Below are 23,726 nucleotides of genomic sequence, written 5' to 3' on the forward strand. Positions count from 1 at the left end.
ATCTACTCAAAATAAAAAAGAGCAGTTCACTGCTCTATGAACTACTCTTCATTCCATTTCTACAATTTTTCCTCGTACAGTGTAATTCTATTTGAAAACGGATCAATTACAGTTAATTCAATTGTACCCCAAGGTGTTTTTTCTATATTCGGCTTCGAATAAGCATATTCTTTACTTAATAATACAGAATGATAATCCTTTACATCATCTATTTTGATCCGAATCGCACCACCTGGTGAGGCATCACCATGATGTTCTGATAAATGTATCACAGCATCCTGTAACGAAATTTGCAAATATAATGGCATATTTTCCTCATACCGATGTTCCCAATCCAGTTTAAATCCTAAAAAACCTAAGTAAAATAGTTTTGCTTTTTCAATATCAAAAATTCTAAATATAGGTGTTATCATTTATACTCTCCTCCTATTTATAAACATCTGCTGCCAATTCTCTCAAAACATCCACGTTTACTACTTCATAGCATCCATCGTTCTTCTTTATTATCTCTTTATCACAAAAAATATTTAATGTTCGCAACAAATGCCGATAGCTCGTTCCTAACAATTCCGCTATTTCCGTTAAATTCCCACTAAATACAATTCTATTTTCATGCTGAACTGCTCGTTCCCCTGCTGCTAACATGTAACTCGCAAGTCTATTTTCAAGCGGATACAATAAATTAATTGTACTATTTTTTGAAAGTCGATTTAACTTATGTGCTAACGATCCACAAATACATCTTAAAAATTTCGCATCATGAAATAGCTGATTTCTCACTTTTCCTAATGGTAAACCAACACAATATGAATCTGCCATTACTTGTACATTTGAAGTAATCCTTTGGGAATGAATTAACTCCACATCTCCAAGTAACTGCAAACTATCATAAAAACACAGTAATACGGATTTCCCGTTACTTAATGTGTTAAACGCTTTCGCTTTTCCTTCAACAAAGAAATATAAATAATCTATCTCTTCATTTTCTCTACAAATAAACTCATTCTTTTTAAAAAATATAAGTTCCATATATGGCTTCATATCATGACTAAAAAATGAATCAATATTATTTTTCTTCATATACTCTGCTAATTTAATAGAATTACATACTTTCTTCATAGTTCCCCACCTTTACAACTCATCCCCATTGTAATCAAAATTTTCTTCTTCCACTATGACATATGTCATAGTAATACACAATTTCAGCATGATACAGTCATTACAAATATGAAATACAAAGGGGATATTGCATTGTATAACTTTCTTTCTGTCTTTATTGGTGTGCTCATCGCCGTTATGCTTCCATTGAATGGGATTTTATCTGAGTTAATTGGCAAGTATACAGCAAGCGTGGTCATTCACCTTGTCGGTTTAATTGCAGTTATTTTCGTTTTAATCTTAAACAAACATAAAATTCATTTCGATAAAGGTATTCCGCTTTTTTTATATAGCGCTGGAGCGATTGGAGTATTCACTGTTCTTTTTAATAATATAAGTTTCTCCGTCCTTGGTGCCTCTATTACGATCGCATTAAGTTTACTCGGCCAATCCATTGCTTCCATCATTATCGATCATTTCGGCTTATTAGGAATGAAAGTTGCAAAGTTTGAAAAGAAAAAACTAGTTGGATTAGTATTTATCTCTTCTGGGATTATTATCATGACAATATATTAATGGGGGCAAAAATATGTTATATATTACTATCGCTATTTTAGCTGGTGTTTCTATCGTCGTTGCTAGAATTATTAACGCGAATTTAGCAAAGGAAATTGGAAACTGGGAAGGCACGTTTTTCAATTATATTACTGGATTATTTTTCTCTATGTTATTTTTAATTTTCAGTTCAGATTCATTGTATATCCCTATTCATAAATTGCAATCTATTCCTATCGCCGTATACTTAGGCGGATTAGTAGGCGTTATCGTTATTTCATTATCCAACTATATTACTCCTAAAATATCAGCCTTTTATTTAACATTACTCATCTTTATCGGACAATTATTTGCGGGGACTATTATTGATTTCTTCCTAACAAATGAACTCTCAATTGGTAAAGTTATCGGTGGCATTTTCGTATTAATTGGGCTCACTTACAATTTACTCATAGATCGCCCGATAAAAACTGTGAAGCATAACCAAGTTCAACTATAATACTTTACGCTTACCTATCATATATTAATAGAAAAGCTCTTCACATGAAGTAATAGAGAGGAGAAAATCCTATTAAAAAAATTATTTTATTGCTAGGTAGTGTATTGATTATTTGTGGAATTGTATGGTTTATAAACTCGGGAAAATCTATTCAAGATCTCTATACTGCAAATAAACCGAAAAAGAAAGCTACTATTATTTCAAGCTCGCGAGATCCAAATGAGCCTCCTGTTTTTTTAGGTAAACAGGAAATAAAAGATATACATGTCGAATCAATTAAAACAAAACAGGATATCTTTCTCACAAAAACAGATGAATTAAAAACATTTATTAACAGTATGAATACCGCAAAAAAAGGCAAATTAACATTGGATGAAGAAGGATCAGATTTAATAGATTGTGATATGTGGATTACTTTCGAGGATGGAACTTATAAAAAATATTTCATATGGATAGTTGATCATCACAGCAGCGAAGTGATGATTGCTCAGCAAGATACTCCTGATGATGTAAACCTTACGTACTATCAGTTAAACGAAGATAGTTCAAAAAAAGTTTATAATTTATTTAAAAAAATTATTTAAACGAAAAAGTCATGAGCACGCGAACTCATGACTTTTTGCACTATATATACTCAGGGAACACTCTACAACCCTTTTCCTGCTCTATATCATGACCAAAGAAAACAATTGGTTTCTCTTTCGCCACAACTCCTTTTAAACGTTTAATTGAAGATAAAGCTAATTCTGGATCAAATCCCGCGAACGGCACTTCATCTTCAAAATTCTCTTTCGTGTACGATGCATCAATCGTTAATAATACAGGACCGGATTTCTCCGTCTCAATGAATAGCGACTGATGGCCTGGAGAATGACCTGGCGTATACAATAATTGAACACCTGGTACCACTTCATAATCCCCTTCAATAATTTTATAGTTCAAATGCGGTAATATACATTCTTTCATATATTCTTCTCTATGAAGTGCTGCCTCATATTCCGTTCGTTGCACAATAATCGGTGTATTTGTAAAAGCACCGTTTCCTCCTGCATGATCGAAATGTAAGTGAGAACTAATAATATATAAAAGGTCGTCCGGCTCATACCCTACACGCTTTAATATATTCACGATTCTATCTTCTTCAGTCATTTTCGGTAAAATCTGTCCTTCAACAAATGTACCGTTAAAAAGCCCTTCATTATTAACTGCACTTTCTGGCATACCTGTATCTACTAAAATAGGACCTTCTTCTGTCTCCAAAAGATAACACCATACCGGCAAGTTTAATAATTTTCCCGGTGTTAACGTACTGTTAAGAGACGAATGATCCAACATACAACGACCTGCTGGGATGAAATAAAGTTTCTTTACTGTCATTATGTATCCACCTTTACATTTAGTTTGGGATAAAGTAATACAGTAAAAAATTCTTTTTTTTAGAAATAAACTCCTTCTAGACTATCAGTACAGCTTACATAAAAATGAAACATTAACACCGATTAACGCTGAAAACTTAATGAAAGTACATGCACTACTTGAAACCGGGCACACCATTGGGAAAATCGTATTAGAGAAATTTTAATCATGATAGTGACAGATAGTATGTAAAATTATATTAACGATTTTTCGAATATATCTATCATAACGTACAATATATCAACGATTTTTCAAATATATCTATCATAACGTACAATATNGCAAGATACTCCTGATGATGTAAACCTTACGTACTATCAGTTAAACGAAGATAGTTCAAAAAAAGTTTATAATTTATTTAAAAAAATTATTTAAACGAAAAAGTCATGAGCACGCGAACTCATGACTTTTTGCACTATATATACTCAGGGAACACTCTACAACCCTTTTCCTGCTCTATATCATGACCAAAGAAAACAATTGGTTTCTCTTTCGCCACAACTCCTTTTAAACGTTTAATTGAAGATAAAGCTAATTCTGGATCAAATCCCGCGAACGGCACTTCATCTTCAAAATTCTCTTTCGTGTACGATGCATCAATCGTTAATAATACAGGACCGGATTTCTCCGTCTCAATGAATAGCGACTGATGGCCTGGAGAATGACCTGGCGTATACAATAATTGAACACCTGGTACCACTTCATAATCCCCTTCAATAATTTTATAGTTCAAATGCGGTAATATACATTCTTTCATATATTCTTCTCTATGAAGTGCTGCCTCATATTCCGTTCGTTGCACAATAATCGGTGTATTTGTAAAAGCACCGTTTCCTCCTGCATGATCGAAATGTAAGTGAGAACTAATAATATATAAAAGGTCGTCCGGCTCATACCCTACACGCTTTAATATATTCACGATTCTATCTTCTTCAGTCATTTTCGGTAAAATCTGTCCTTCAACAAATGTACCGTTAAAAAGCCCTTCATTATTAACTGCACTTTCTGGCATACCTGTATCTACTAAAATAGGACCTTCTTCTGTCTCCAAAAGATAACACCATACCGGCAAGTTTAATAATTTTCCCGGTGTTAACGTACTGTTAAGAGACGAATGATCCAACATACAACGACCTGCTGGGATGAAATAAAGTTTCTTTACTGTCATTATGTATCCACCTTTACATTTAGTTTGGGATAAAGTAATACAGTAAAAAATTCTTTTTTTTAGAAATAAACTCCTTCTAGACTATCAGTACAGCTTACATAAAAATGAAACATTAACACCGATTAACGCTGAAAACTTAATGAAAGTACATGCACTACTTGAAACCGGGCACACCATTGGGAAAATCGTATTAGAGAAATTTTAATCATGATAGTGACAGATAGTATGTAAAATTATATTAACGATTTTTCGAATATATCTATCATAACGTACAATATATCAACGATTTTTCAAATATATCTATCATAACGTACAATATATCAACGATTTTTCAAATATATCTATCATAAATCAAATTATATCGATTTATCGACAAATAACAACAATAAGAAAAGGCTGTTCCAGATGAACAGCCTTTTCTTTATTTACTTGAAATCTCTTTATTATTTTGAACGTCTAACGGAGCTCGCTTTCCTATTCCGAAAGCATAGAAACTAATTGTAACGATAGCTAAGAAAATAATACCTACAACTAATGAAATACGAGTATCATCGTTAAACCACATTCCGATTAATACCATAATTAAAAAGGCAATCGTTAAATAGTTTGTTACAGGAGCAAATGGCATTTTGAACGGATGATTTTTCATCTCTGCTCCCTTTTCTTTTCTAAAATTAATTTGACTAATTAAAATGACAAACCATGGTACCATACCAGGAAGTACACTCGCACTATATACATATACGAATAAGTTTTTCGGTGCGATGTAACTTAAAACAACACCAACCGCCAGACCGATAATTACGCCAACTGTACCAAATAAAGGTACACCATTTCCAGAAAGTTTCGTAAAATATTTCGGTGCTTGTCCATTTACACCTAACGTATAAAGCATACGACCAGCACTATAAATACCACTATTACAACCAGACATTGCTGCTGTAATAACAACAAAGTTAATAAGTCCAGCTGCTGCCGTAATACCAACCTTCGCAAAAGTTGCTACGAACGGACTACCAATTGTACTTAATTGATCCCACGGATACACAGTTACAATAACGAAAATAGCACCAATATAGAAAATTAAAATACGCCAAATTGTACTTTGAATCGCTCTTGTAAGTGTCTTCTTCGGATCCTTCGCTTCACCAGCAGTAATACCGATTAATTCCACACCTTGATATGCACCAACTACAAGTGATAAAGCAAAGAAGAATCCTGAAAAACCACCTGTAAAGAAACCGCCATTTGACCAAAGATTTGATATACCAATCGCTTCTCCGCCGTTACCAATTCCAAAGAAAATAAGTCCAAATCCCGCAATAATCATTAATAGAATCGTAACGATTTTTATCATCGCAAACCAAAATTCAAATTCACCAAATGACTTAACAGAAATTAAGTTAGCTGCACCAAGAATAACCATTGCAATTATACCTGGTATCCAAGCTGGTAAATCTGGGAACCAATATTGCATATACGCTCCAACCGCGATAATTTCTGACATCCCAACGATAACCCACTGGAACCAGTTACTCCACGCTGTCATATAACCAGCTAGTGGATGAATATACTTATGACCGAATGTCGCAAATGAGCCTGTACTTGGCTCCATACACAACATTTCTCCCATGGCACGCATGATGAAGAAGATGAAAATACCTGCAATTGCATAAGCAAGCATTACTGACGGACCTGTCCATTTAATTGTGCTGGCTGACCCCATAAACAAACCAACACCAATCGTTCCGCCTAAAGCAATCATTTGAATATGACGTGCTTCTAAACCTCTTTTCAATTCTTTGTTTGCCACTTCACTTCCCCCTCTTAGATGATTCATAGCCGCATTTTAACACAAGATGCTTTCCCCTAATTCCTTTCGGCCCTGAAAATGATGAAGCAAACGTCATTTTACACTAGCTTTAAAGCTATCCTAAAATCGTTTTGTGCTCCTAATAAAATTCTCAAAACCTTTCATCTTCCAATATTCTATAAATCTTAAAATTACTTACCTTATATTAATTCATTAATCTGAAAAATTCAATTATTTTTTCAATAAATTATTATACATAAGTCTGATTAATTTTTAACTAAATTAACAATAAAATACATCTATTCAATATGATTCCGGCATGTATATTATTACAATATAAATAACAGAGGAGAGCATTTCTTTCTCGGTTTCATATGTCAAATACTTCAACCTTTATAGTTGATAACGTAATTTCCCACACATTCGATTTATATACCAATGAGAAATTTAATATATTAATAAACTACTAACTTCTTTACCCCAGCCAAAATATAAAAGAGTCTCATTAAAAATGAGACCCTTTTACCATTTCATATTTAAATCATTTTTGAAGTTTGTTTACCTAGAATAAATACTTTAGTAAACACCATCATGATAACTACTATAGCCAGAAAATAAAGTGGCATCACCAGTAACGAGCCCGTATGCAGCTGACTCATCCCCAAAATTGTCATCGTTACAATTACATAGTATCCTAAGCTAAACAATGCTCCGGCTGTACCAATAACATCTTGAAAATCTACTAACGCTAAACTTAAACAGTTAGGTAACGCTACTCCAATCCCTAATAACAATATAAACATTGCTATTAAAAATACAACCATATATATTACATTCGGATTTGATCCAATAAATGTAATAACAGATAAAAGGATAGCTCCCCCTGTCATCACGAGACAACCGATATATATAATTTTCTCTGGTTTATAAGTAGCAAGTAAACGTTTTGAAATTTTCGCTCCAACAATAGAAGCAGATGCAACAACAATTCCTAGAAATCCATACATACTAGGCGATAATTGAAAGTATTCAATAAAGATAAACGGCGCTTCTGCATAATAGCTAAATAAAACACCATTTGCTCCTCCAATTAATAGCCCATATGTTACCACTTTCGGATTTGTAATTAGCCTCTTCAAGACTGAAAACACATTTATTTTATTCGTTACTGATCCCGTCTTTGTTTCGGGAAGAGAAACAAACGTATACAGAAAAATTCCGACACTCATAACTACTAAACTTAAAAATACTATTTTAAAACCAAACATTTGATCAAGAAAGCCCCCAATTAACGGTCCTATCGCTGGTGTAAAAGCAATGACTGCCGAGATTTGAGCGAACATAACATGCCGCTTATGCCCTTCTACACTTTCACGAAGAATCGTTTGTGTAACCACGGATCCTGCACTTGCTCCAAACGCTTGAATAAAACGACTTACCAATAAAACTTCAATGGAATTTGCAATATAGCATAAGAAACTCCCAGCGCCATATATGACAATTCCAAGTAACATCGCTCGGCGACGACCAATTATATCTGATAACCACCCAATAAAAAATACACCTAACGCAAATCCAGCAAAATACACACTAAGTGTTAACTGCACCTCATTATTACTTACATGTAACGCCTTTGAAATGTCCGGTAAAGACGGTGTGTAAATCGTTTCACTAATTTGCGGAAATGCGACAAGAATAATCATTAACAAAAGTGATGGTACTGAGACTTTTTTCATTTTTCATACCCTCCTATAACTTTGAAAATCTCAGAAATAAAAAGACTTTCCTTAGCTACGGAACAGGAGGGGCCATTATAGAAATCCGGTCATAAAACAACAAAGAAAACACCTCAATTACGTATGTTAATACTTATAGGAGGGTAATATTAACATTGATTTTTAAATATACTTTTTCAATTATATTACATATTGCGTTTCTTTTACTAGCGCTCGGCCTTGGAGGATTGTTAAAAAGATAACTTGATGCAGCCACCTTTTTATGGAATAATTAGAAATAGTTTGAATTCGTAAGTTTAATTATTAAACGATAGACTAGCATATTTTAATGTCACAAGCTTACAAACAGGAGGACTTTCGTAATGATTGAAATTTTAAGGACAGTAGTAAACTTTCTAATTTCTCTATTCTCAGGAGAATTACCAATTGTATATTATGTATGGATTATTAGCCTATTCCTAATTCAAATAACCCAATCTACTCTAAACTATAAACTCTTTAACAAGAAAGACAATTTGAGCACTTATATATTGGAAGGATTACTTGCTTTTATTATTTTATTGTTTGGAGGAATATTAGTATCTAAGTTACTTGCTTACATAATAGACGACCCTACTATTAGTATGACGAATTTAACACATTATTTTGTTTCTCTTATCATATTAACTATATTTGTCATAATAACCTGTGTTAAAGACCTTATAGAGACATCTATAAAGAATAAAAATATATCTCTTTTGAGCTTTTTAGTAATTTCCTTAATAACAAGTATACTCTCATTCAAGTTTTTATCACCTTTAATTGAAGGTTCTTTTTCTCTTTCTAAATCTTTTATCACCACTTTAATCATTCTTGTAACTATATCAATCCCTCTATTAATTTCCTTAGAGGATAAGTATGCAGACGAAAAGGAAACGGAAAATTTATAGTTTCTCATTTACATAAAAGAAAGAGGGAGCTCCCCTCTTTCTTTTAAATCATCCCTTTTAATATCAATCCTAAAACTGACATTATTATCGCACTAATAATAATTCGCAAAATCCAAGTTGTGTTTGTACTTATTTTTTCTAATTGCTTATTGATTGTTGCTATGTCTTTCTCATTAATAGTGGTACGCGTTTCTAAATTACGAATGTCTCTCATAATTTCTTTTTGCTCCGCCTTGAGACTATCAATTTTAGCGTAAACATCTTCCATTTATTCACACCCTCTGTTCATCTTAATAGAAAAATCTATATATATTATGAGACAACCCTCTTACCTGTGAATACATTCCGTATATCCGCATACCAAATTTTTGTACAATCTAATTGAATTACTCACATGTTTCCATTCTTCTATTTATAAATTAGCGCTGAGATACATTAAAATTAGAAAAGGAATCCCTTGTTTATTTAACAACAAACAAGGTGCAATCCACTATTCGGGAGCACCTACGATAATTTCTATTGTTTTCATATTTACAACTCCATATAATCAGTATGATTTTCTGAAGAAGCCACTTTTTGAACTGCTTAAAGTATACTAATATGAATACGAAATAGCTGTATTGATAAACTCTCTAGAACAATAAATATACTGGCTGAAACGGATCTATATCCAATATTTTTTCCAGTAACATGAATGGTTATTTCTGATAAATACGTTTGTATATCATTGTTTTCAAAAATTCCATCCTCAACCTTTACAATATCTGCTTCACAATCTACTTCTTTAAAAGTTTTCAATAATTTTGTTTCCAATAAACTACAATCAAAGCTCTCATCTTTTATTACGGCAAATTTAACCTTCATATCGATTTCCCCATTTTTAACAAACTAAAATCACTAAATCAATATAAATATATATTATTCTATTAAATAATTCAAAATATATGTTTCTTATAAACCATTACTAAATCCCAGTTCTAAGGCTTTATATAAAAAAGAAAACAAATAAAGTGAAACTTTAATCAGCCCTCACCAATCGGACTTTTACAAGATTAAAAATTACTCTTTCAATTGCTAAACTAATTAATATATAATCCCTCTGTGCTCAGTAGTTCGAAATTTTTTTATTTTTAATTCATAGATTCTGAGAACTTTTTGCTTTAATATTAACAAGTCACTTCTTAAATTCTGTAATATTGGAAATAACTATATAGTGAAACAAATTAACTATTAGGAGTGCTATTGATGTTTGATATACTTCGTCTCTTAATTATTTTTTTCATTGCTATCTTTTTATTTTTCTCCATAATAATGGAGTTTAAAAAACCTCAAAAAAGTGTATTTTGGTTTTCAATTGAAGTCTTATCTCTTCTAGGGATTATAATGCTTTTTAAAGATTTTTTATCAAAAATATAACTTAATCCACGAATAATAACGTGTTTCAAATACAATACCTTTATCTTTTGAACGACCTTATCTCTTCTTAAAGATTCTTGTTTTTATCCTATTTCTTAACAAGATCTCTACCTTAAGTTGTCTTTTCTTTATAAAAAATAGCCCGCCTATTTCTGTAGGCGGACTATATCTTTATTACACCATACAAAAGTATAATTTCTTCTCCACTCAAACTTTATGTAATGATACAAATTCTAAATAAATTATTATCTTTTCTACATTCTTATTATTGATTTTTTGTTCATAAATTCGTAACACATATATATGAGTTATCATGCTAAAATTAGTTTATTCAATAGAAGTTATTCTTAATGAATCGATAATTTTTAATACCCTGTTTAAAGCCCCGCCCCCCTGCGAGGCTTTTTCCTATTTAACTAGAGTAATGGTTATCAACTGTTACTCCGCTGCTACGGATTCTACTTTTAGCTATTCAGCATCAGCACAAGTAAAATTCTTTCCCCCATCATTTGATTTACAAACTGTATTTATCGATTTTTCGGTTATTTTTTCACTTTCATTAGAAACTTGATCTAAATCCATTCGATATACTTGTTCCGGATTCTCTTTTGAATTCCCTTCAATCTGAATTGTCCGATCGAACATCTCAGCCGTGAAGCTACTAGATGTATTTATCATTTTCACTCCATTATTTTCACCTACATAGCGTTCAACTACTCTTTCGGCTTCTTTAAGTTGTTGAGATGTAGGATACGGTATAGATTCCGCTAAAATAACTACACCTACTAAATATGTAATATACAAACCACCTGCAATCAAGATAACTTTCTTTACTGTTTTATTAATCATGCTCTAACTCCCTTTTCTTATTTCGCTATTAAAATATATAATTTTCCTAATTTACATCAATTTCTTTTTAATACATAACATTCGTTTTACATTTTATAAAAAGCACCTCTCTTACTAATTTTCAATTTGATAATATCATTTTATTTATCGTTTTTCAATAAATAATTATTATTAAACGTTTTATTTTTACTGTTTTTATTTTTGATTCAATTTAAAAACAAGTGACTTATTTAAGTCCACTACATCATCAGCAAGTTTGAAAATTTGTTAATTACTAAAATAAAAAAGAGCAATTATATGTAAATCCCCCTCGTTATACCTATGTAGGTCAGTAGTTTAGCTTCAGCACTCACTCTATTCGAGAATACTTTACCAAATATTCAATCTAATGATAAAATTGACCAAATTAATATTTTCGCCCATCACTGTATCAAAAAGTACAATAAAGTGAGACTTTAATCAGTGGGGGTTCTGTTCCCCCCCACTGATTATTAGCCCTCACCTAATGTCTTTGCTTCCGCTGAATTTTGAGGTGAGGGTCTTACTGCCTGGCAAATAGCGGGATAAAGAAAAAATAGCACTCTCACGATTAAGTAAACGCGAGCTTTTTCTTCTATCTACTTACTATTTAAGGTTAATAGTTTAGTAACAAGATTTAAAAATTCGACTTAAATTCATTGATGAATGGAGAGGTTTATATGAAATTAAAAGACAAAGTGGCAATCATAACTGGTGGTGCAAGTGGAATTGGCGAATCTACTGTTCGTCTTTTTATCGAAGAAGGTGCAAAAGTAGTTATTGCTGACTTTTCTGAACGTGGAAAAGAACTATCAGATGAATTGAATGCACATGGATATAATACGTTATTTATTAAAACTGATGTAACAAAAGAGGCAGATATTAAACAGCTAATTCATGAGACAGTAAGTACATACGGTAAATTAGATATTATGTATGCCAATGCCGGCGTTGCTGATGATGCACCGGCAAACGAATTATCCTATGAAAAATGGAAAAGAACTATTGATATTAATTTGTCTGGGGTATTCCTTTCTGATAAATATTCGATTGAACAATTTCTTAAACAAGGTACAGGTGGTGTCATCGTTAACGCTGGTTCGATTCATAGTTTTGTTTCATTACCTACCCCAACAGCATACTCCTCTGCAAAAGGTGGTGTGAAACTATTAACTCAAAATTTATGTACTGCCTACGCTAAATATGGAATACGTATTAATGCGGTGTGCCCTGGTTATATTGACACCCCTTTACTGGGTAGTGTTAATCCTCAACAGAAAGAATATTTAGCTTCACTTCATCCGCAAGGCAGACTTGGAACACCAGAAGAAGTCGCTAAAGCTGTCTTATTTTTAGCAAGTGATGATGCTAGTTTTGTTAACGGCACAACACTTCTTGTTGATGGAGGCTATACTGCACGTTAATTTAAAAATTTTGAAGCACCCTAAAAAATGTATAGTCTTCAACAAGAAAAAGCGCCATCACAAGTGACGGCGCTTTTTCTATGTAAGAGCAACTAGAAGGTATCCTTCTAGCCTACTCCCATTTATAAGTCCAAAACTGTTCAAGTTGCAGCCATTTTAATGTTGCTGCATCTTTGTTTTTTATTTTTGCATGCGTGTCTTCAAGCATTGCTTCTGTTTGTGAACGGTGCGCACCTAATGCAGTTAATTTATGATCAAATACTTCACTAATGTTATTTACAACATCCGGTTCTCCTAATACTGCTTCACGATTTTTCGTAATCGCAACAGCATGAATAACTGGGCGCTCTTCTTTTGGCATACGTGATACAGCGCGAACGACAGCGCGGCCAAATGCATTATGATCTGGATGTACACCGTGCTCTGGATAAAATGTAATAATTCGAGATGGATTTACTTCTTGAATGATTGCTTCAATTTTGTCAGCAACGAAATCAACATCTTCAAATTCTAACGTTTTATCATGGAAGCCAAGCATTCTTAAATCTTTAATACCCATCGCTTCACAAGCATCTTTCAATTCTTTCTTACGGATATGTGGAATCGTTTCACGGTTAGCGAATACGTTCTTACCCATGTTACGTCCCATTTGTCCTAGAGTACCACATGCATATGTTACAGGTACTCCTTGATCTGTTAATAAGCGAATTGTTCCTCCCGCAGCATATGCTTCATCATCTGGATGCGGAAATACAACAAGTACATGTCTCTCCATAAGTTTCCCTCCTTCTTACTTAAATGGTGTTAAGCTTAACTCAAGTGCAACTGCTAGACGACCTAAATTATCATGTCCAGCTAATAATAAACGCTCTTGATCGTCTACTTCCCAGTGCGTAATACCTTCAGCATATACCCAACCGTGATCCATTTTCAGACCAACTCGGTATGGATTTGTTCCAGTTATCTTCCCGCGTTCAAAACGGATAATCGCATTTCGAATGAAAGCACCAACTGTCATCATCTTTTCATTTATGTGTGATGCATACGCTCCGTTTGTCGTTTCTAAATGAATATATACATCTTTATTTACAAAACGTTCAATTTCATTTTGAATAAGAGAACTATCTTTTACTATTTCCATCGGAATTCACCTCTTTAAACCATTTTACGCAAAAATAATGTAAATTGCTATCTCTATATTAGAGGACAACGCTCACTTTTCCTAATAATTTGCACTGTGTTTTTTATATTTTTTATATGATATGTAAAAAATACATTTTTCCCTTCACTTTGTTAAATAGTTTTCTTTCTTTTTTGAATTTGCTACAATATATTTTATCCCGTATTATTGCAGCGAGATACATTTCGACAATTGAATACATAATTTAAAGAAGGTGACATGATTGGAACAGTCAGCACATGAAGTAGCAAATTGGCAATATTATTTTGCAATTGCCGTATTTTTAATCACGTACGGATTTATTATTTCTGAGAAATTGAATCGTGCTGTAATCGCACTATTCGGTGCTGCTATTATGATTATTTTTGGAGTTGTAGATTTACATACTGCTTTCACATCACATATTCAATGGGAAACGATTACCCTTTTAATTGGGATGATGATTCTCGTACATATTACGAGTCAATCAGGCGTCTTTGAATTTGTGGCCATTAAAGCGGCAAAAGCAGCTGGCGGAAAACCGATTCGCATTTTATTATTACTATCCCTATTAACTGCCGTCGGATCAGCATTTTTGGACAATGTAACGACTGTTTTATTAATCGTTCCTGTTACATTATCCATTACACGTATTTTAAAAGTAAATCCTGTGCCTTATTTGATTTCAGAAGTGCTGTTTTCAAATATAGGCGGAACAGCAACATTAATCGGTGATCCACCTAATATTATGATTGGATCAGCAAACAAGCATTTAGACTTTAACGCCTTTTTAATTAACTTAGCTCCAATCGTAATTATTATTTCTATCGTGACACTTGGCATTATTTACTTCATGTATCGTAACAAACTAAAAACAACACCTGAACAAATCGAAAAACTAATGGCATTAAACGAAAAAGATTACATTAAAGATCAAAGCCTCCTTTTAAAATCTATTTCGATTTTAGGACTCACTATTTTAGGCTTCGTACTTCATTCGATTATTCATGTAGACGCTGCCGTTATAGCGATGACAGGCGCTACACTTCTTATGTTAATCGGCGTGAAAGAACATGATATTGAAGATGTATTTGCCCACGTTGAATGGGTAACCATTTTCTTCTTCGCCGGACTATTCGTTCTCGTTGGCGGGTTAATTGATATCGGACTTATCTCTTCACTTGCAAAAGAAGTAATCGGCGTAACAAACGGTGACATCGGATTCGCAGCTATACTTATTTTATGGGTATCTGGCATCGCATCTGCGACAATCGACAACATCCCATTTGTCGCTACGATGATTCCTCTTATTCAAGACTTAGCTACAGGACTCGGACTATCTGTCGATTCTCCGCAAATCGAAGTACTATGGTGGGCGTTATCTCTTGGAGCTTGCTTAGGAGGAAATGGAACGCTAATCGGAGCATCTGCAAACGTAGTCGTTGCTGGTATTGCAAAACGTGAAGGACATGCTTTCTCTTATATGGACTTCTTAAAAATTGGTTTACCATTAACTATTGTTGCACTCTTGTTATCACATGCTTATATATATTTACGTTATTTAATGTAAAAGTTGTATTGCATGACATTATATCGTCAAATACAAAAGGTTTGCAGCATCGTGCTGCAAACCTTTTTTCATCACCAAAATATACCGATAATTGCTAAACCACCTAAAATCATACCACCAATTTGTCCAATAATTGTTGGTGATAATTGAACACCTTTTCTCACTTCAACAACTGGTCTTTCGTGCCTTAGTTGCTGCACTTCACTTTGAAGTTGGTGCACACTTCCGTGTAACTCTTTAATAAGTTCTTTTAATTCGGCGACCTCTTCATTTACTGGTTTTTCCTTTTCTAAATTCATTTTGCATGACTCCTTATAAATTCAATCAGCACACTGTAAATTTTCGCCAATTACCATTATATCTCCTGCATACTACATATATAATTTCGAATGTACTTTCTAAACTTGCCGCTCTATCCATTCATCCCGCAATATCCCCATAATGATACGGTCAAAACACTTCCCATCTCTTTGAACCGCTTCTCTCATACAGCCTTCCATTTCAAAACCCATCTTTTTATACAATGCAATGGCAGGTTTATTATACGAAATAACATCGAGACCGATGCGGTGTAAATTCAATTCATAGAAAGCATACTTTAGAATAAGATGTATTGCTTCTTTCCCATATCCTTTTCCTCTATCATTCGCATCTCCTATACCAATGGCTAATAAACCTGTTCTGTTATTCCACTCTATACCATGAATCGCCACAAAACCAATTAAGCGATCTTCTTGAACTGTCCTTACCATGAAAGAAACACTATTCGATCTCCGTCCTTTTAATAACCCATCACTTGCTATTTCATTTAAAGATTGCGGGAATGCTACATCTGTATCAACATTTCTTAAATACTCACTATCTTCTTGCCACATAGCCATTACTTCAGCATCTGTTTCTCTCATAGCTGATAATTTAATCGTTTTATTTCGAAAAAGATTCATTGTCATTTCAAACTCCCCCTTTTAAATAACAGGGATACTTATTTTAGCCTATTTATCCCCTTGTTCCATAAACTGTTTCATAAACGGGATACTTACAATAAGCACTGACATTGGCACATCTCCTCCATATTGAATTAACTTCATTGTATAATTTTTTATTTATTCTAACAATAATAGAAAGGCCCTTCAAATTTAGAGGGCCTTTCCTAATAACAAAACTATATTATTTCGTAAACATTTTCTCCGCTTCATCCATTGCCATTTTGTTTCCTAAAGCAGAATAGTCAAGCCATGGTTGATCATTGATAATGTATACATGCTTGCCTTTAACTGCTTTTAAGTCTTTCCAAATTGGCGTTTCTTGAAGTTGTTTAAATGCTGCTTTTGCTTTATCATCTCTATTTACAACAACGAAAATCGCATCTGCATCAAAGTCAGGTAATACTTCTTGTGAAATGACTTCGAAAGGGCGGTTTCCATCAATTTTCTCTACACCATTTGCAGGCTGTAACTCTAAGTCTTGGAATAAAATTGGTCCCATCGGTCTTTTCGTACTAAATACACGCAATTCTTTTGCAGTAACGCGAATTGCCATTACTTTTTCGTTATTACCTAGCTCTTTATCTATTAAACCTTTTACTCGTTTTGATTGCTCTTCGTAATCTTGAATATATTTATCTGCTTCTTTCTCACGGTTTACAAGTTTACCAACTTGTTTTAAATGCTCTCTCCACGTACCTTCATCTAAATTGAAAGAATGTGTTTTTGCAATTTTTTCGTATTTCGCTACATCTTTACCAGCATATTTTTCATCAACATAAATGTCAGTTGGCTTTAATTGAAGTAACGCTTCCATATTCGGATCTGTTACAACACCAAGCTTCTTCGTATCTTTCAACTTCTCTTTAGCGTGCGGTAAGAAATCTTTTAAATCTCCACCAATAACAGAACCTACTGGTGTAATTCCTAATGCAAGTAAATCATTTGTTAAATGAATAGACATTGAAGCAATTTTTGGATCATTACTTTTTTCCGTTTTTTTCGTTGCCTCTTCATTAGCTTTCGTTTGACCACATGCTGCTAATACTAAAATACACATCATGCTAAATAAAATAGTAAGTTTCTTTTTCATATGTTCTCCTCTTTGAAGTATTTATTTTGTTTTTGTAAGTAAATAAAGAAAATACGGTGCTCCTAAAGCTGCCACTACTACACCAGCCGGAATATTGGCTCAAATATAGAACGACCTATCGTATCTGCTAGCACTAAAATAATCATTCCGATAATGCCAGCTAAAGGAAGAAAGTGTTGATATGTAGTACCTACTAACTTCCTTGCGATATGCGGAGCAACTAAACCGATAAAACCAATTCCTCCTGCCATCGATACACTTGTGCAAGATAATCCAACCGCTGTAGCTAAAAGTAATAACCGTTCTTTTTGAACAGAAACACCAAGTCCTGCTGCTACACTATCACCTAGTGACAATGCATTTAACGTTTTAGATTTTAGCCACGCATAAGGGGTTAGTATGAAAATCCAAGGTAATAATGCAAAGACATGAATCCAATCCCTTCCCCACACGTTACCAACTAGCCATCTAGAAGCGAATGTATACGTCTCATCATTTAACTTGAGAGAGAAAAATAACGAAATTGCACTAAAGCCAGCTGAAACTGCAATACCAACGAGAATAAGTCTAATGGGAAGTAAACCTTTTGACCGATCACTCGCAAGTAAAATAATAAGAAATGCAGCTAATACTCCTCCGCCAAATGTAAATAACGGTATTAAAATGGATGCACTCTCATTAATAGAATGAAAGAGAGTAACAAATACGATAAGACCGAAAGATGCACCTGAATGCAACCCTAAAATCCCAGGATCTGCAAGTGTATTACGTGATAACCCTTGCAAAATCGCACCGGAAATACCAAGACCAATACCGGCTAACATCGTGATTATTATTCTTGGCATACGATAATCATATAGCACGGTTGCACTCTCAAAATCACCATAACCCAAAAGTGTTTCAATTACTCTAAGTGGTGCTATACTCAGTGTCCCTGTATTTAAACTAATTAAAATTACAGCGAGACTTATACATCCGAAGATTGTAGTTACAGTAATAGCTCTCTTTTTATCCGTGTTAAAAAGATCTTTCACTTATAACTCCCTCCCAACTTTACGTGCTATATAGAGGAAGAACGGAACTCCAACAAGAGCTACCATAATCCCTATCGCAAGTTCCTTAGGAGGATTTACTGTTCTTGCCCCTAAATCAGCTACAACTAATAACATAGCTCCTAATAATGCTGCCATAGGAATAATGAGTCTATAATTAACACCAACTAATTTTCTAGCAATGTGTGGGATAACTAGTCCCACAAATCCAATAGAACCAACAGCTGAAACAGAAACACCTGCCAGAATAACTACTATAATCATCCCTAGTATTCTCGTTCGGTTCGTTTTCACTCCTAAATTTGTAGCAACATCATCCCCCATTGATATGAGTGAAATAGATTTCCCTAACACTATTGCAAAAATAATCGTTATAAGAATAATAGGGACTAAAAATTTCAAGTGTTCCCACTTAACCCCTGCAACACCACCAGCATACCAAAACGCTAAATCTTGGCTTAAATCATAATAAATCGCAACACCTGAACTTAATGAATGTAAAAGCGCTGCCATAACAGCTCCAGCAATCGTTAACCTCATTGGTGTTAACCCACCTGATGTTGCTGCTCCAATAACAAAAATAAGTACTGTACTTAAGACTGCTCCAATAAAGGAAACAATCATTAAATAGGAATACGGCATATGCGGAAAAAAAGCAAAACTAAGTGCTACTACAAACATCGCACCTGCATTTATTCCGAGTACACCTGCATCAGCTAAAGGGTTTCGTGTTACACCTTGCATAACAGCACCAGCAACCGCAAAAGCTGCCCCTACAACTGCTGCTCCAATTACTCTCGGGAGCCTTAATTCATAAATAATTTGGTGCTGTGTTAATTTCGGATCGTAATTCAAAACCGCTGCCCACACCGTTTGTAAATGAATATCCTTTGCACCAAATGAAATGGCTAAAAATATAGATCCAATTAAACATAAAATTGTTAAGCTCATGAAACATATGAACTTAATATGTATCCAGCGGTTACTACCAGCATGTACAGTAGACTTATGTAACATGTTTCATTTCATCCTTTATATTCAGTTGTTTTTTATAATTATTTTTTATTTGTAATTATTATTGATAATAATTATCATTTTCATTTAGATATTATATCCCCACTTTTTTTAAATAGCAAACTATTTTTTCACTTCGCTAAATATTAAAATACTCATTACAATTCCCTTCCAAGACTTACAAATACACGCAAAATAGACTACTGAATTATTTTTTAAATTGTAGTATACTTATTAATTATTTTGATTTTTCTAATAAAAACCCCAAAGGTGACACAATGTTCTATATAAAACAACTACTACACTTCACTTACGAGCAAGCATTATCTTGCTTATTCCCAGTCGTTATTTTCTTAACACTAGCCCTTTCAAAAATCGTTTCTATTCCAGGGTTATATCGCTATGATTTCATACTCATCGCATGTCTTCTTATGCAGTGGATTATGTACAAGACTGGACTTGAGACGAAAGACGAATTAAAAGTAATTACTGTCTTTCACCTCATCGGCCTTTTACTAGAAATATATAAAGTTCATTTCGGTTCATGGAGTTATCCTGAAGAGGCGTATTCAAAGATTTTTGGAGTTCCGCTTTACAGCGGCTTTATGTACGCAAGTGTCGCAAGTTACATATGTCAAGCGTGGAGAAGGTTGCATTTACAAATGCATTATTGGCCGAAAGCTATTTTTACCGTGCCATTAGGAGCAATGATTTACTTCAATTTTTTTACGCATCATTTTCTATACGATTTTAGATGGTTCTTAACTTTACTTCTATTCATCGTTTTCTTTCAGACATTTGTGGAATTTTCATTACGAGGCGTTACATATAAAATACCACTCGTTCTCTCCTTTTTCCTTATCGGATTTTTCATTTGGATTGCAGAGAACATCGCAACATTTTTCGGTGCATGGCAATATCCAAATCAACGGGAAGCATGGAACCTCGTTCACTTAAGCAAAATTAGCTCATGGTTTTTATTAGTTGTTATTAGCATTATGATTGTCACGCAGCTCAAACATTTGAAGGAATCAAAAAGATAATGCTGATTATGTAAAATCAATTAGCCCATCACTCATTAGAGAGTGATGGGCTTTTTTTAGTAATATTTTTTAAACCGACCTTATCAAAGGAGTTATAATTTACAAGAGCATAAGCAGTTGCACATTATGAACCACTACTAGCAGAAGATGTTGCTGCAGATGAAGCAGCAATCGTTGCCATCATGGCTGCCTGTTGTGCTTGTATGAGGACTTCTATCATTGTTTGTAAACCTGTGTTGGTAGCTTTACTTTCCTCACCTTTCTGACTTACGAACAGTTGAATAGCAATAAGAATATTTGTATCTGTATGCCAACGGAACAATTTATCCCCCTGCAATTTTTCAATAAATGCTCGAATAGAATGAATCTCTTTTTCTCCGTCCTCGAGTAACGCTAGTAGCCCAATAGCTGGGTAATGCATCTGTTTTACTTTTACCTTTTCTTGCTTTAACAAATTCCATATGTTTGTGCATTTTGCAACTAATAGTTCTTCCCTGACCTCCTTCTTTAATGAAAGAATATGACTCAAGAATTGAAGATCATTCCCTTTACGCAAACCAGCTGTCGCTAGTTTCTGATAAAGACGTTCCACTCGGTCCATAAGTGTTTCTACATGCTCTGATTGTCCTGCTAATAAAACTGCGAGCGGATAATCATTTGTACTTGTAAGAAAGAGATGATCCTTTTTCATGCGTTTATATACTTGCATCGAACGCTGAATGTGCGCGCCATGCTGTTCATCTTCTTCTGTCAAAAGCACAGCTGCTGCGAGATAAGTAAATATACTCCGGCTAAAGCCACCAGTGACCAATTGTTCATATAAATCTAAAAACGTCCGAAAAGCTTTCTTGTAATCTGTAAAGTGAATATCTAATGTTGCGGCCACTACAAAACGATGATAAGACTTTAAGTATGAAAACATCCCTACCTGATTCTTAATATAACTACTAATTTCTAAAAAACGTCCGAGATCAAACAATTTATCACTACCTGCATACATAGCAGCAATCATCATTCCTGTTCGAGAATCACTCGTTTTCCATTTTAGTTCTCCCTTTAACTGTACATATGTATGTTTATATTGCTCCAACTTTTTCTCTAATGTAATCATAGTATTCACCCCTATTTCTAGTTCTTCTCTATCATTATACGTATATTCCATATTTAGGAATACTATAATTAATAATCACCACATAAAAAATTATAAAATTCTCTAATCCTTCAAGAAGTTATACAAAAAAGGTAGATAATAATTTATCTACCTTTTTTGTATATATTATTTAACATTACAACTGTATTGCTTGTTATATGCAATTAAGACTAAAGAGCTTTAATAATACGTTCCATCGCCTTCATTTGCCCAATATGATCAGCTTCATGATAAAGCATCATACCGTAAAGCTCCCCTACTGTTTCCAATCCTAGGAATGGCTCTGGCAGTTTATTTTCAAATGCTTCTGCTGGAATTTCGTTAATACGTTTTGCTTGTTCTTTTAATTGAGCCGTTAACACTTCTAACGATGGTCCTTCTGTCGTCCATTTAGATGGTCTTGATCCATATCCAAACATACCTGGATATTCAGTTGGCAATTGTTTAAATTCTCTTCCGAACATGAAAGTCTCTGCTGCTGTTAACACGTGTCCAATATGCCAACGAATTGTATTGTTAAAACCCTCTGGCTGCGTATCCACAGTTTTATCATCTAACGTTTCCATAAATTTAAGTAACGCCCCGCGCGTTATTTTAAATTGTTTTAAACCCACTAGTCTATTCATTTTATCGTTCCCCTTCTTGATGTACAATTTATTATGAACTAAGAATGTTCAACTTATTAAAGTTTCACCTTGTTTAATCTATCAGAAACAAATAAGAAATACATCTAATATGCTTATTAAAAATGAGGGTGTTGCAAAACTCATAAATATCCAAAAATGAATGCATAAAGAAACCCGTTTTCCTGGAAGAATGATAGTATCCTAAAACTATCTCCAGAAAGGACGGATTTACTAGTATGATAACCAATTTTGATCAAAATCAATCCATTTTACAAATTTTATTTGCCTACGTAGACAGTTTAACCATTGGAGGCGTTCCGCCTATGACAGGCCGCCCACCCATCTGTAGAAAAGCTTTACTCAAATGTTTTTTTATAAAAACGGTATTCCAGATCAATTCATTACGTAAGTTAACTCGTTTTTTACATCAATATCCTTCATTTCGTGTATCTTGTGGCCTTTCGCTTGTTCCTCATATATCTACTTTTTCACGTGTAGGCACTTGGTTTCGCAACGAAGAAATTCCGTTGCTTCATAAACAAATTCTTCAAGAAAAGAATTTAGGGTTAATTCCGTGCGTTTTAATTGATAGTACAGCCTTACGGAGTAGTTTATATGATTCTCAAGCGAAATGGGGAAAATCTACTCGCTATGGTTGGTATAAGGGATATAAAACTCATGTCTGTTCTACACCAGAAGGTGTTATATTGTCGTATGCATTTACAACCGCAAATGTACATGATAGTAAAATAGCTCCTGCATTGCTTCGGGATATACAAAACCAAAATGTGTTATTTTCCGTTGCAGATGCCGCTTATGATAGTCAGCACATTCATGAAATTGCCGGAGCATGTGATATCTTTGCGATCAATCCAATTAACCCGCGTAATAGCGGACCAATCAAAAGTACACATCGTCGTGTAGTGTCTCATTTTCTACAAACTACCTTTGGCAAACAGTTGATGAAAGAGCGTGGAAAAATTGAACAACAGTTTAGTCATCTCAAAGATAAAGGGCTGGAACAGCCACGTTGGTATGGTCAAAATCGCTATCTATTGCATGTTCAGCTAGTTTTTCTGATTCATAACATTGCATATTTATTTTAGTTTTGCAAC

Annotated in this window: 25 protein-coding genes and 1 pseudogene; 8 read left to right on the top strand and 18 right to left on the bottom strand. The window is 33.9% G+C overall.

Annotation, left to right across the window (positions count from 1 at the left end; all coding sequences use genetic code 11):
• Positions 1 to 59 precede the first annotated feature (59 nt).
• Together V6946_RS17645 and yeiL are read right to left on the bottom strand one after the other, a co-directional pair.
• Complete coding sequence (locus tag V6946_RS17645) at positions 60 to 413, bottom strand: glyoxalase superfamily protein (RefSeq protein ID WP_000632403.1); 354 nt, start codon at positions 411 to 413, stop codon at positions 60 to 62.
• 13 nt (positions 414 to 426) lie between these two features.
• Positions 427 to 1,119 carry a transcriptional regulator YeiL gene (yeiL, locus tag V6946_RS17650; RefSeq protein WP_000754830.1) on the bottom strand — a complete coding sequence of 231 codons (693 nt, stop codon included), beginning with the start codon at positions 1,117 to 1,119 and terminating at the stop codon, positions 427 to 429.
• A 108-nt stretch (positions 1,120 to 1,227) separates the two neighbouring features.
• On the opposite strand from yeiL, the gene V6946_RS17655 reads away from it, so the two are divergent.
• The 3 genes from V6946_RS17655 (at position 1,228) to V6946_RS17665 (ending at position 2,736) form a co-directional block, all read left to right on the top strand.
• Positions 1,228 to 1,674: a DMT family transporter gene (locus tag V6946_RS17655; RefSeq protein ID WP_002024519.1), complete on the top strand. Its 447-nt coding sequence runs from the start codon at positions 1,228 to 1,230 to the stop codon at positions 1,672 to 1,674.
• 13 nt (positions 1,675 to 1,687) lie between these two features.
• Positions 1,688 to 2,152, top strand: a complete 465-nt coding sequence (locus V6946_RS17660) for a DMT family transporter (RefSeq protein ID WP_000965811.1) — start codon at positions 1,688 to 1,690, stop codon at positions 2,150 to 2,152.
• Between the two features lie 89 nt (positions 2,153 to 2,241).
• Positions 2,242 to 2,736, top strand: coding sequence for a hypothetical protein (locus V6946_RS17665; protein WP_000901692.1), 495 nt, complete (start codon positions 2,242 to 2,244; stop codon positions 2,734 to 2,736).
• 40 nt (positions 2,737 to 2,776) lie between these two features.
• Here V6946_RS17665 and aiiA (V6946_RS17670) read toward each other — a convergent pair whose 3' ends face one another.
• From aiiA (V6946_RS17670) to V6946_RS17685, 4 genes are all read right to left on the bottom strand, one after another.
• Entirely contained in the window at positions 2,777 to 3,529 is a 753-nt protein-coding gene (aiiA, locus tag V6946_RS17670; RefSeq protein WP_000216572.1) for an N-acyl homoserine lactonase AiiA, read from the bottom strand.
• Between the two features lie 454 nt (positions 3,530 to 3,983).
• Positions 3,984 to 4,736, bottom strand: coding sequence for an N-acyl homoserine lactonase AiiA (gene aiiA / locus V6946_RS17675; protein WP_000216572.1), 753 nt, complete (start codon positions 4,734 to 4,736; stop codon positions 3,984 to 3,986).
• 421 nt (positions 4,737 to 5,157) lie between these two features.
• Positions 5,158 to 6,549: an amino acid permease gene (locus tag V6946_RS17680; RefSeq protein ID WP_366982001.1), complete on the bottom strand. Its 1,392-nt coding sequence runs from the start codon at positions 6,547 to 6,549 to the stop codon at positions 5,158 to 5,160.
• A gap of 536 nt (positions 6,550 to 7,085) precedes the next feature.
• Positions 7,086 to 8,285, bottom strand: coding sequence for a multidrug effflux MFS transporter (locus V6946_RS17685; RefSeq protein WP_006916449.1), 1,200 nt, complete (start codon positions 8,283 to 8,285; stop codon positions 7,086 to 7,088).
• 362 nt (positions 8,286 to 8,647) lie between these two features.
• On the opposite strand from V6946_RS17685, the gene V6946_RS17690 reads away from it, so the two are divergent.
• Positions 8,648 to 9,214, top strand: coding sequence for a DUF5823 family protein (locus V6946_RS17690; protein ID WP_006916450.1), 567 nt, complete (start codon positions 8,648 to 8,650; stop codon positions 9,212 to 9,214).
• A 43-nt stretch (positions 9,215 to 9,257) separates the two neighbouring features.
• Here the strand turns inward: V6946_RS17690 and V6946_RS17695 are convergent, their stop codons facing one another.
• From V6946_RS17695 to V6946_RS17705, 3 genes are all read right to left on the bottom strand, one after another.
• Entirely contained in the window at positions 9,258 to 9,482 is a 225-nt protein-coding gene (locus V6946_RS17695) for a hemolysin XhlA family protein (RefSeq protein ID WP_000390462.1), read from the bottom strand.
• A 317-nt stretch (positions 9,483 to 9,799) separates the two neighbouring features.
• Positions 9,800 to 10,078: a hypothetical protein gene (locus tag V6946_RS17700; RefSeq protein ID WP_000865019.1), complete on the bottom strand. Its 279-nt coding sequence runs from the start codon at positions 10,076 to 10,078 to the stop codon at positions 9,800 to 9,802.
• Between the two features lie 1,020 nt (positions 10,079 to 11,098).
• Complete coding sequence (locus tag V6946_RS17705; RefSeq protein ID WP_006925339.1) at positions 11,099 to 11,479, bottom strand: hypothetical protein; 381 nt, start codon at positions 11,477 to 11,479, stop codon at positions 11,099 to 11,101.
• A 698-nt stretch (positions 11,480 to 12,177) separates the two neighbouring features.
• Between V6946_RS17705 and V6946_RS17710 the strand changes: the two genes are divergently transcribed.
• Entirely contained in the window at positions 12,178 to 12,921 is a 744-nt protein-coding gene (locus V6946_RS17710; RefSeq protein ID WP_000768018.1) for an SDR family NAD(P)-dependent oxidoreductase, read from the top strand.
• Positions 12,922 to 13,033: 112 nt separating this feature from the next.
• On the opposite strand, the gene bshB2 is transcribed toward V6946_RS17710, so the two are convergent.
• Positions 13,034 to 13,696 carry a bacillithiol biosynthesis deacetylase BshB2 gene (bshB2, locus tag V6946_RS17715; protein ID WP_000439483.1) on the bottom strand — a complete coding sequence of 221 codons (663 nt, stop codon included), beginning with the start codon at positions 13,694 to 13,696 and terminating at the stop codon, positions 13,034 to 13,036.
• 15 nt (positions 13,697 to 13,711) lie between these two features.
• Entirely contained in the window at positions 13,712 to 14,062 is a 351-nt protein-coding gene (locus tag V6946_RS17720; RefSeq protein WP_000407045.1) for a YojF family protein, read from the bottom strand.
• A gap of 262 nt (positions 14,063 to 14,324) precedes the next feature.
• Between V6946_RS17720 and V6946_RS17725 the strand changes: the two genes are divergently transcribed.
• Positions 14,325 to 15,650 (top strand): ArsB/NhaD family transporter, encoded by a 1,326-nt coding sequence (locus tag V6946_RS17725; protein ID WP_000437981.1) that lies wholly within the window; start codon positions 14,325 to 14,327, stop codon positions 15,648 to 15,650.
• A 71-nt stretch (positions 15,651 to 15,721) separates the two neighbouring features.
• On the opposite strand, the gene V6946_RS17730 is transcribed toward V6946_RS17725, so the two are convergent.
• From V6946_RS17730 to V6946_RS17750, 5 genes and pseudogenes are all read right to left on the bottom strand, one after another.
• Positions 15,722 to 15,949 (bottom strand): hypothetical protein, encoded by a 228-nt coding sequence (locus tag V6946_RS17730; protein WP_001047311.1) that lies wholly within the window; start codon positions 15,947 to 15,949, stop codon positions 15,722 to 15,724.
• Positions 15,950 to 16,048: 99 nt separating this feature from the next.
• Positions 16,049 to 16,600, bottom strand: a complete 552-nt coding sequence (locus tag V6946_RS17735) for a GNAT family N-acetyltransferase (RefSeq protein ID WP_000178508.1) — start codon at positions 16,598 to 16,600, stop codon at positions 16,049 to 16,051.
• Between the two features lie 217 nt (positions 16,601 to 16,817).
• Positions 16,818 to 17,726: an iron-hydroxamate ABC transporter substrate-binding protein gene (locus V6946_RS17740; RefSeq protein ID WP_000728217.1), complete on the bottom strand. Its 909-nt coding sequence runs from the start codon at positions 17,724 to 17,726 to the stop codon at positions 16,818 to 16,820.
• A gap of 21 nt (positions 17,727 to 17,747) precedes the next feature.
• A pseudogene (locus V6946_RS17745) lies at positions 17,748 to 18,760 on the bottom strand (FecCD family ABC transporter permease).
• A complete protein-coding gene (locus V6946_RS17750) occupies positions 18,761 to 19,795 on the bottom strand; it encodes an iron ABC transporter permease (protein WP_006925355.1) in 1,035 nt (344 codons plus the stop codon). It lies immediately after the preceding pseudogene.
• A gap of 275 nt (positions 19,796 to 20,070) precedes the next feature.
• Between V6946_RS17750 and V6946_RS17755 the strand changes: the two genes are divergently transcribed.
• Positions 20,071 to 20,835 carry a DUF817 domain-containing protein gene (locus V6946_RS17755; RefSeq protein WP_000499387.1) on the top strand — a complete coding sequence of 255 codons (765 nt, stop codon included), beginning with the start codon at positions 20,071 to 20,073 and terminating at the stop codon, positions 20,833 to 20,835.
• Positions 20,836 to 20,959: 124 nt separating this feature from the next.
• On the opposite strand, the gene V6946_RS17760 is transcribed toward V6946_RS17755, so the two are convergent.
• Both V6946_RS17760 and V6946_RS17765 read right to left on the bottom strand, forming a co-directional pair.
• Positions 20,960 to 21,997 carry a DUF4003 domain-containing protein gene (locus V6946_RS17760; RefSeq protein ID WP_069604011.1) on the bottom strand — a complete coding sequence of 346 codons (1,038 nt, stop codon included), beginning with the start codon at positions 21,995 to 21,997 and terminating at the stop codon, positions 20,960 to 20,962.
• Positions 21,998 to 22,155: 158 nt separating this feature from the next.
• The gene (locus V6946_RS17765) at positions 22,156 to 22,611 is read right to left on the bottom strand and encodes a DinB family protein (RefSeq protein ID WP_006925358.1); all 456 of its coding nucleotides are present in this window, start codon (positions 22,609 to 22,611) and stop codon (positions 22,156 to 22,158) included.
• A gap of 236 nt (positions 22,612 to 22,847) precedes the next feature.
• Here V6946_RS17765 and V6946_RS17770 point away from each other — a divergent pair, with 236 nt between their 5' ends.
• Positions 22,848 to 23,717, top strand: coding sequence for an ISNCY family transposase (locus tag V6946_RS17770; RefSeq protein WP_023520903.1), 870 nt, complete (start codon positions 22,848 to 22,850; stop codon positions 23,715 to 23,717).
• Positions 23,718 to 23,726 lie beyond the last annotated feature (9 nt).

Origin of the sequence: Bacillus sp. PPSBB_2 (genome assembly GCF_045291115.1) — a bacterium.
GTDB lineage: Bacteria > Bacillota > Bacilli > Bacillales > Bacillaceae_G > Bacillus_A > Bacillus_A cereus.

Excerpts from the sequence above, each read along its gene's own strand:
- V6946_RS17645 (WP_000632403.1), bottom strand. The coding sequence starts at position 413 with ATGATAACACCTATATTTAGAATTTTTGATATTGAAAAAGCAAAACTA.
- yeiL (WP_000754830.1), bottom strand. The coding sequence starts at position 1,119 with ATGAAGAAAGTATGTAATTCTATTAAATTAGCAGAGTATATGAAGAAA.
- V6946_RS17655 (WP_002024519.1), top strand. The coding sequence starts at position 1,228 with ATGAAATACAAAGGGGATATTGCATTGTATAACTTTCTTTCTGTCTTT.
- V6946_RS17660 (WP_000965811.1), top strand. The coding sequence starts at position 1,688 with ATGTTATATATTACTATCGCTATTTTAGCTGGTGTTTCTATCGTCGTT.
- aiiA (WP_000216572.1), bottom strand. The coding sequence starts at position 3,529 with ATGACAGTAAAGAAACTTTATTTCATCCCAGCAGGTCGTTGTATGTTG.
- aiiA (WP_000216572.1), bottom strand. The coding sequence starts at position 4,736 with ATGACAGTAAAGAAACTTTATTTCATCCCAGCAGGTCGTTGTATGTTG.
- V6946_RS17685 (WP_006916449.1), bottom strand. The coding sequence starts at position 8,285 with ATGAAAAAAGTCTCAGTACCATCACTTTTGTTAATGATTATTCTTGTC.
- V6946_RS17690 (WP_006916450.1), top strand. The coding sequence starts at position 8,648 with ATGATTGAAATTTTAAGGACAGTAGTAAACTTTCTAATTTCTCTATTC.
- V6946_RS17695 (WP_000390462.1), bottom strand. The coding sequence starts at position 9,482 with ATGGAAGATGTTTACGCTAAAATTGATAGTCTCAAGGCGGAGCAAAAA.
- V6946_RS17700 (WP_000865019.1), bottom strand. The coding sequence starts at position 10,078 with ATGAAGGTTAAATTTGCCGTAATAAAAGATGAGAGCTTTGATTGTAGT.
- V6946_RS17705 (WP_006925339.1), bottom strand. The coding sequence starts at position 11,479 with ATGATTAATAAAACAGTAAAGAAAGTTATCTTGATTGCAGGTGGTTTG.
- V6946_RS17710 (WP_000768018.1), top strand. The coding sequence starts at position 12,178 with ATGAAATTAAAAGACAAAGTGGCAATCATAACTGGTGGTGCAAGTGGA.
- bshB2 (WP_000439483.1), bottom strand. The coding sequence starts at position 13,696 with ATGGAGAGACATGTACTTGTTGTATTTCCGCATCCAGATGATGAAGCA.
- V6946_RS17720 (WP_000407045.1), bottom strand. The coding sequence starts at position 14,062 with ATGGAAATAGTAAAAGATAGTTCTCTTATTCAAAATGAAATTGAACGT.
- V6946_RS17730 (WP_001047311.1), bottom strand. The coding sequence starts at position 15,949 with ATGAATTTAGAAAAGGAAAAACCAGTAAATGAAGAGGTCGCCGAATTA.
- V6946_RS17735 (WP_000178508.1), bottom strand. The coding sequence starts at position 16,600 with ATGACAATGAATCTTTTTCGAAATAAAACGATTAAATTATCAGCTATG.
- V6946_RS17740 (WP_000728217.1), bottom strand. The coding sequence starts at position 17,726 with ATGAAAAAGAAACTTACTATTTTATTTAGCATGATGTGTATTTTAGTA.
- V6946_RS17750 (WP_006925355.1), bottom strand. The coding sequence starts at position 19,795 with ATGTTACATAAGTCTACTGTACATGCTGGTAGTAACCGCTGGATACAT.
- V6946_RS17755 (WP_000499387.1), top strand. The coding sequence starts at position 20,071 with ATGTTCTATATAAAACAACTACTACACTTCACTTACGAGCAAGCATTA.
- V6946_RS17760 (WP_069604011.1), bottom strand. The coding sequence starts at position 21,997 with ATGGAATATACGTATAATGATAGAGAAGAACTAGAAATAGGGGTGAAT.
- V6946_RS17765 (WP_006925358.1), bottom strand. The coding sequence starts at position 22,611 with ATGAATAGACTAGTGGGTTTAAAACAATTTAAAATAACGCGCGGGGCG.
- V6946_RS17770 (WP_023520903.1), top strand. The coding sequence starts at position 22,848 with ATGATAACCAATTTTGATCAAAATCAATCCATTTTACAAATTTTATTT.